At 52.5% G+C, this 5,495-nt stretch carries 5 protein-coding genes; all 5 read right to left on the reverse strand.

All coding sequences use genetic code 11. From position 1 onward, the window contains the following. Positions 1–129 precede the first annotated feature (129 nt). From VAE55_RS06350 to VAE55_RS06370, 5 genes are read right to left on the reverse strand one after another with little or no spacing between them, the layout of a single operon-like run. Positions 130–1,389 (reverse strand): O-antigen ligase family protein, encoded by a 1,260-nt coding sequence (locus VAE55_RS06350; protein WP_322814961.1) that lies wholly within the window; start codon positions 1,387–1,389, stop codon positions 130–132. 24 nt (positions 1,390–1,413) lie between these two features. Continuing rightward, positions 1,414–2,244 (reverse strand): class I SAM-dependent methyltransferase, encoded by an 831-nt coding sequence (locus tag VAE55_RS06355; protein WP_322814962.1) that lies wholly within the window; start codon positions 2,242–2,244, stop codon positions 1,414–1,416. Beyond that, entirely contained in the window at positions 2,241–3,665 is a 1,425-nt protein-coding gene (locus VAE55_RS06360) for a lipopolysaccharide biosynthesis protein (protein WP_322814963.1), read from the reverse strand. The genes VAE55_RS06355 and VAE55_RS06360 overlap by 4 nt, the downstream gene beginning before the upstream one ends. Further along, entirely contained in the window at positions 3,641–4,441 is an 801-nt protein-coding gene (locus tag VAE55_RS06365; protein ID WP_322814964.1) for a class I SAM-dependent methyltransferase, read from the reverse strand. Before VAE55_RS06365 ends, VAE55_RS06360 begins: the two co-directional genes overlap by 25 nt. A 14-nt stretch (positions 4,442–4,455) precedes the next feature. Next, a complete protein-coding gene (locus tag VAE55_RS06370) occupies positions 4,456–5,256 on the reverse strand; it encodes a hypothetical protein (protein ID WP_322814965.1) in 801 nt (266 codons plus the stop codon). Between the last annotated feature and the right edge of the window lie 239 nt (positions 5,257–5,495).

Below are 5,495 nucleotides of genomic sequence, written 5' to 3' on the forward strand. Positions count from 1 at the left end.
AGCGGAATGGCCGCCCCTCTGGGCCACTTAGCCCCAAGCACATAGGTCCAGTAACGCTTCAGTTTGAAGCACTGGTTATAGACAAACGTCTCTGAGATCGGTATGGGTACATCTCTATAGATCAGGATATTACGGCTCATTATCGTTCATCCTGGCAGGTTTTTGAAGTGTGAGTAAATATACATACGCAAACAGAACCCAGTAAAAGGCTTTAGCCAGCCCACTTTCCAGAAGAATCGCTTCACTCATATTTATAACAAAGATAAGTAAGGATACCAAGAAGCCAAATGAGATGATGGGGATGTCTTTGAATTGCAAGGCAGCGCTCGCATATCGGACCATTGTAAGGACTACTAAAACAAATGCCAAGCCTGCCCCGATGAGCCCCAGTTCCAGCCATAAATCCAGGTACCCGTTATGAGCATGCGATGCGTCCCACGTCACCGCCCATACAGCAGCCGAAGGGCCTCTTTCACCCAGCCAGAAGGCGCCATAGCCATAGCCCAGCAACGGCCGCTCCAGGGCCAGCGGGATACTCGCCAGCCAGAGAGGGGTCCTTCCTGTAAGGGTAAGATCTCTACCTAAAAATTCCAATACACTTTCCACAATATTGGGCAATACCAGCAGGCCGGGAATGAATACTGCCATTGCAAGCGATCCTGCCGCCGGGCGCAACAGACCCGGTAATCGGCTCCAGGCTCGCAGCAGCCACCAGCCAGCGGGCAACGCCAGGGCCAGGATTAACCCCGTCGCAGAACGAGAACCGAGCACCAGAATCCCGGCGATCAGCATGGCTACTCGCCAAAAGACGGAGCGGCAGGAACGCTCGGCACGGGCCAACACCCAGAAAACTGCCAAAGCAAGTGCGCATAATCTCCCCAGCGCATTTTTATGATACAAGACTCCCTGCCATGCGCCTTCGTGAGGAAACCCCATGATGGCCCAATCGGGAACCATGACCACGGCGATGAGACTGGCAACCACCACGATGGCCAGAGCAGTCCCGAGCATGCGCAGTACTTCTTCCGGACGGTAGCGCACGGCAAGCAGCAGCCCATACAGGAGGCCGAGCACGGCTGCTAGGCTGCGGCGCAGGGTGATCTCCGGCGCCGCAGACCAGAGGGTGGAAAGTAGGGCCCACCCCACCAGCGCCCATAGCAACCAACCCTTACGCCCCAGCTGCCCCGCACGCCGGGGATGAAAGACAAGCAGCCCGATCCCCATATAAGCCAGGCCTAAGAGTAGTCGCTGCACTGGGTCACCTTCGACGGGATCAATGTTCCCCAAAGTCTTATTTCGCCATAGAGTGACAAAAGCCCCAGATAACAGGATAAAAGCCAAAACATGGAACGCAAACTCAATGCTATGCCGGAGAGATTTCTTTGACATAACTTACTTTCTCAAGAGAGCCTATTATTCAACCGGCTTTTGTGCCAACACAACATACCCTGCGGTCATCCACGAATTTAGTTCATCAAGCCAATTGCTGCGGCGGAAAATCACCGAGAGCCTCTGCAAAACAGGGGCAGACCATCTCATCGTTCGCGCCTTTCTCACCATCCAAAGATATGCCCATTGCGGAAGGGCTATGAACCAACGAAACAAGAGAGATTCATAGAGAGGACGTCTTAGGCCCAACACTTTGCCAACGCTATTTGTAGCCCGAACTGTTAGGTTGATCCAAAGTGCTAAGAATGCCAAACCGGGGCCGCCTTTGGAACGAATGTAGAGTGGTTGAAGCCCAGCAGAGCGGCAAGCGAGGGCTAATCCATGTGTTGTAAAGCGCCAGTGATCATTAGGAGCCTCATGAATGGGGTACATAAACGGAACTGACAAAAAGAGATAGCCTCCCATCTTCAAGACACGGCTCAGTTCGTACATCACCTGGAACGGTTGTTGCGTGTGTTCCAGGACTTCCGTGCACAGGATGAAATCAAAGCTTTCGGGAGGGAATGGGAGTCTCTCAGCATAGCATATGACATCTGCATCCGCTATCCCGTGAAGCGACCAAGGCACTTCGGTACCAATACTCGCTTCTACTAGATCCTCATACACCAATCTGTAAGGTCTCTCTCCGCAGCCAACGTCGAGCAAGTACCCCTTCATATAGGTGTGCGCAGACAGGATTTCCTCCAGCAATAACTCCCCTACTGCCACTGACATCGTTCTTTTCCAATCGATGCTGTACTTACGAGATCGTGGATCGTATTTTAGGAAACCCTTTTGACTTACCGACTCTTTCATAGGCTACGTCTCAGCAAAAGGAGGCTCATACTCCCAACTCCCAGTACCCACACTAACCCCAAAACGCCTATCATTGTGTTATGATATTCTAATACCTCTCCCAATATTTGAATTCCAATGTAGCCAGTTGCACCGGCTATTAGCGTAATGCCTACCCGTTGCAGTGAATATCTAATAGGATAGAGCTGCAACGAAACCCATGCAATTCCCCCTGTCCAAATGCCATACGCCACAATCGTTGCCCAAGCTGCACCCCACATACCGTAGCGAGGTATCCACCAAACATTCAGTCCTAAGCATGCTACAGCAGCAATCCAGCCGATAATGGGCAAATACTGTGTACGGTCTTTAAGCATAATTCCCACATTTAGGGGATAACTTAAGCCATAGATCAAATAGGCTAGCAAAATCAGTGGTACTAGTTTCATCCCTGACCAATACGCCCGCGGAGCTATCCAATTATAAAAGAGAGGCGTCAGCACAATAACACAGAGCCCGAAGAGAATCGCAATCCATAAGTAGAAGAACAGAGCCTGCTCGTATTTACGCAGTGCGTCGTTTTGGGTCGCGATCTTGAATCGCCGCGGCGCCCAATCCAGTGCAAAAGGACGTGTAATGAGAACATCCAGTGTCGTAGCGATTTTGTATGCGAAGGTGTAAATCGCTACATTTTCCAAGGTAGAAAAGTGCTGCAAAATGTAGCGATCAGAAGCCAGCAGGATGTATGAGGCCAGGTTGGTAGGAAATAACGGCAGCCCATAGCGGATAAGCCGTTTCAGAGAATCCTTATTCAAGCACAAAGTGATATAGCGGGATCCCAGCGCTACAGCCCCGCCTAACACCAAAAGCGTTGCTAGCAATCGCCCAAGCAGCGCCCCAAATAACCCATAGCCAAGGTGTACTAATCCAACAGATAAGCCCACAAATGCAATCATACGGCTTACTGATAGCGTAACAAAAGTAGTAGCCTGTTCTCGTATACGGAATAGACTCAAGTAGAGAGTAAGTATCGCTTCTGCCCAGGCGATAGCGAGTATTTCAATCAAGATAAAAGGGGTGCCTGGAAGTGGAAGGTGTACACCACTGCTCACAAGGAGCACACCGCTGATAAATAATACACCTCCCCATAAACTTGCCGCTAATACGACAGTTCCTGTCAATTCGGCCTGTCTTGTATCGTCGGTCAGAAACCAATATTCTCGCATTAACCCCACTTCTAAACCTGCCAGCATTAGCATATTTAGTAACAAAATAGATACTTCAAAGATTGACCATGCTCCATACTCTTCCGGCGTCAAGGCGTTGACCAGATAAGGTATAAGCAGAAATAGGGCAGCGCTGTTTGCTACACTACCAACTGCGTAAACGAAGTTCGCTTTTAGTAAATTGCCCAACATCAACTTTTGATCGCCAGAAGCCATTTATTATTCGGTGCCTGATGTCCCAACAAAGGACAAAAGAGCCATTTATCCAACCAGCCCAGCGTAGGTGGTAACAAACGATCTACCACCCTTAAGCGAGTCAATTGTAATCGTTGCACCGCCCGCCAAAGCGAAGCATACCCCTTCCAGGACCAGGAAGTACAAGGTATAAAAGGCGGGGGCTGCAAAATAGCAAAGATTGGTTCTATGTGTACGATGCGAGTATGGTTTTCGTTTAGCAAGCAGGTAAATTCATCCAGAGATCGCAGACGAACATGTGGTGCTACTTGCGTTGTACACGCGGGAAACACATCGGCGATAATCAGTAAGCCATCAGACGACAATGCAAAACACAGGTTTTGGATCGCTCTCTCAAAAGCGTTGTCATTAACAATGTGGAAAAGCACATCTGCTGCCAATACAACATCGTAGTCTCCGCCTACCGTTTCTGCTATCTCTTCCGTAATGTCCGCCTGAATAAAACGGAAGTTCGGATACTGCTTCCCTAAAGTTTCCACACTAATTGAAGTTATATCCACTCCCACGTATGTGCGCACTTCTTGGCGAAGACAGTATTCTGTATAAAAACCGGTACCGCACCCTACCTCCAAGACGCGAGCACCTTTCAAGGTGCGCCCATTATTTATCAGTCCTCTTTCTAATGCTTGCAGCCGAGCTTTGTACAACTGGGCGTTGTAGCGAGGCCCCAACCCGGCATGACCGGCGCCAGTAAGGTCAAAGTGCTGACGAAGTCTCTTTTCCCAGAAAGAACGCATAGAATACTCTCTCATTAGCAATAGGAGCTACGCAGTTGAGATCTGAGTAGAGAGCGGTTGGGCCAGGGAGGCCCGTATCGCCTCCCGAACAATGGCTGTTTTGGCCGCAAACCACGATGGGCCGGTACGCAGGCGGTGCATGTCCAGACGGAGAACGGCACGGCGGCACAGCGAGCAAAACCGCTATGATTCCGCTGGGCACCAGCGGAGCGGTGCTGGGCTCGCACGCTGCCGCAGCACTGCGTGATGCCGCGCTGCTCCGCTACGATGCACCACAGGGAAACTGCGTCCGCCGCACCCTGGGCGATGCGCATCCCCAAGGCGCTGGTGGCCCAGTCTGCAATGCCGCCGGCTGGGAGAGCCATCGTGAACCCTTTGATGAAGCCGTATCCCGTCAGATGCACGATGGCGCCATGGCGCGGAATCCGCACGGTACGGATCGGCCGGTTGCCCGACCTATTGGGATCAACCAAGCGATTGGCGTTCAGCTGGGTCAGCCACTGCCAGGTCAGTAAGCGCACCAGCGTCACATTCGCCATACAGGCAGACCAGCTAGCGAAGCCCAGCAGGTGGGGCTGACATCCCCATGCTGCCGCTGCCGTCACCAGCGTCGGGACGTGATCGGTCGTGGTCAATCCGTCGTGCGCGTTGTCGGAGATGCGCACGGCACCGGGCAGGTGGGCTTCCCCATCGGTCCAGCGCGTGCGGATCCGGTTGCGCCCCACGACCACCCGATGCTGGTTGCCCGACCAATGGCGACGTACCAACGCGATGGACCGGCGGTACGGCGTGTCCAGCGTCGCGTCATCGATCATCAAAAAGCCCGTAGTCAACGGAACACCGTGCGGTTCCTCCGCTCACCAGGCGTTGCCATCCGCGTGCCACTGGGACAGCAGACGCGTGTCGGCAGCATGCGCCGAACCATTGGTGCCTCCAGCCGGATGGAACCGCGCTGCTGTGGTGCTGAATACATTCTGTGCAGCGACCAGGAAGTGGATATCGTCCAGCTCGTCACCCTTTGGCGGGTTCATCGGCTCACGTAGACACCATCAGG

It is taken from the genome of Chloroflexus sp., from assembly GCF_034432675.1.
Taxonomy (GTDB): Bacteria; Chloroflexota; Chloroflexia; order Chloroflexales; family Chloroflexaceae; genus Chloroflexus.

Excerpts from the sequence above, each read along its gene's own strand:
- VAE55_RS06350 (WP_322814961.1), bottom strand. The coding sequence starts at position 1,389 with ATGTCAAAGAAATCTCTCCGGCATAGCATTGAGTTTGCGTTCCATGTT.
- VAE55_RS06355 (WP_322814962.1), bottom strand. The coding sequence starts at position 2,244 with ATGAAAGAGTCGGTAAGTCAAAAGGGTTTCCTAAAATACGATCCACGA.
- VAE55_RS06360 (WP_322814963.1), bottom strand. The coding sequence starts at position 3,665 with ATGGCTTCTGGCGATCAAAAGTTGATGTTGGGCAATTTACTAAAAGCG.
- VAE55_RS06365 (WP_322814964.1), bottom strand. The coding sequence starts at position 4,441 with ATGCGTTCTTTCTGGGAAAAGAGACTTCGTCAGCACTTTGACCTTACT.
- VAE55_RS06370 (WP_322814965.1), bottom strand. The coding sequence starts at position 5,256 with ATGATCGATGACGCGACGCTGGACACGCCGTACCGCCGGTCCATCGCG.